This is a genomic window from Kitasatospora sp. NPDC004799 (assembly GCF_040609095.1).
GTDB lineage: Bacteria > Actinomycetota > Actinomycetes > Streptomycetales > Streptomycetaceae > Kitasatospora.
The window spans coordinates 1-1,735 of the sequence record NZ_JBEXJK010000752.1; the positions used below are offsets into that span (position 1 = coordinate 1).

1 protein-coding gene is annotated in these 1,735 nt (G+C 75.7%); it reads right to left on the reverse strand.

What is annotated here, in order from left to right:
* The coding region (locus tag ABZW03_RS40520; RefSeq protein WP_355269844.1) for a condensation domain-containing protein at positions 1 to 1,682 on the reverse strand (1,682 nt) is incomplete at its 3' end.
* Positions 1,683 to 1,735: the final 53 nt, after the last annotated feature.

Sequence of the window (1,735 nt, forward strand, 5' to 3'; positions counted from 1 at the left end):
GGGGCGGGAATGCCGGTGGCGACGGCAGGGTGCCAGCGCCGGATCTCGTGCTCCTCGCTCGCGGTGATGACGGTTGACGGGTCGTCGTCGGCCACACGGTCCCCGGGGCCGACGCCCCGGCCGGCCAGCCGCGTGCGGAGCTCACCCACCCGCGCGGCGATCCGCCCGCGGGTCCACTCGGTGCGACCGTCGGTGAGGAGCGGCGCGTCCTGGTCCCCGCCGAGGCGCTCGGCGAGGACCGGGAGGAGCGATCCGGGCGCGGTCGGGGCGGCGCCGGGTGCGAGTCCGGCGGTGGCTCCCCGCTCCCGGGCCCACTGCCCGAGGGCGCGGACGGCCGGCTGGTGCGGATCCGTGGCGGCGTGGCGGAGCAGTTGCGCGAAGAACTCCGCGTACCGGGCGGCCAGCCCGTCCTCGGGCCGGTCCGTGTGGTGGCCGACCACGAGGGTGGCGGGCCCTCCGAAGGGGTCCTCGTGCACCGCGACCAGCAGGGGGAAGTCGGTCTCCTCGTGGTAGCGGACGTCGCTCAGCGCGATGCCGGCGCGCACCAGTCCGTCGTAGACGTGGAAGTCGGTGTAGTTGAACGCGGTGGGGCACAGGCGCGCGGTACCGGTCTCCGCCTGGATGCGCTCCAGCGGGAAGCGGCGGTGGGCGTACAGGCCGGCCTCGTTGTCGAACACCGAGGCGAGCAGCTCGGGCCAGTTCAGGTCGGCCACCTCCGCCCGCAGCGGTACGGTGTTGAGGAAGAGTCCGAGCGCCGTGTCCCCGCCGGCCTCCTCCAGGCGGCCACTGGTCACCAGGCCGGTCGTCACCTCGGTCTCGCCCGCCATGAAGGAGAGCGCGGCGAGGTGGACGGCCAGGTAGGCGGACTTCATCGGCACCCCGCAGGTCCTGGCGAGCGCGGCGAAGCGCTCGGCCGCTCCGGCGGGCAGCGGGGTGCGGACCTCGACCAGCGGCAGCGTCGCGGAGCCGTCCGGGGAGGCGTCCGGCAGCGGCGTGGGCCGCACGCCGTCGAGGTAGTCGCGCCAGAACGAGCGGTGCCCGCTGTCGCGCTCGGTGGTCCGCTCCAGCTCGGCGTAGCGGCGCATGGCGGTGTCCGCGGGCCGCGCGACCGTCGGCAGGCCCCGCGCCAACCGGTCGTGCGCCAGGAGGAGTTCGGTGACGAGGGTGGCCGCGCTCCAGCCGTCGAGCACGGTGTGGTGCACGGACAGCGAGAGCACGCTCTGCTGTTCGCCCGTCCGGTGCACGAAGACCCTGAGCAGGCCCGGCACGCTCCAGTCGAAGGGCACCCGGCGCTGCTCCGCGGCCCACGAATCCAGGCGGGCCCGTCGGGCGTCCTCCGGGAGGTCGGTCAGGTCGACGAAGGCGCAGTCGATCCGCGCGTCGGAGTGGACGAGCTGTACCGGCCCGTCCGGCCGGTCGACCGCGAAGGCGCTGCGCAGCGCCGGGTGGGCAGCGACGGCCTCGCGGAGGGCGCCGGCCAGCGGGCCCTCCTCCAGGCGGCGGTCCACGGTGTAGCTGAGGACGTCGTGGTACAGGTGCGCGCCGTCGCGCACCGCGTGCAGGAACATGCCGCGTTGCAGCCGGGTGGCGGGAAACGCGTCGACCACGCCGTCGGGCAGCCCGGCCGGCGGTTCCGGCGGGGTGGCGGGGTCGGCGGCGGCCACGGCCTCCGGGCCGGCCACGCCGCCACCTTCGGAGCGAACCCTCCCGGCGACGACCGTTGGGGTACCCACCA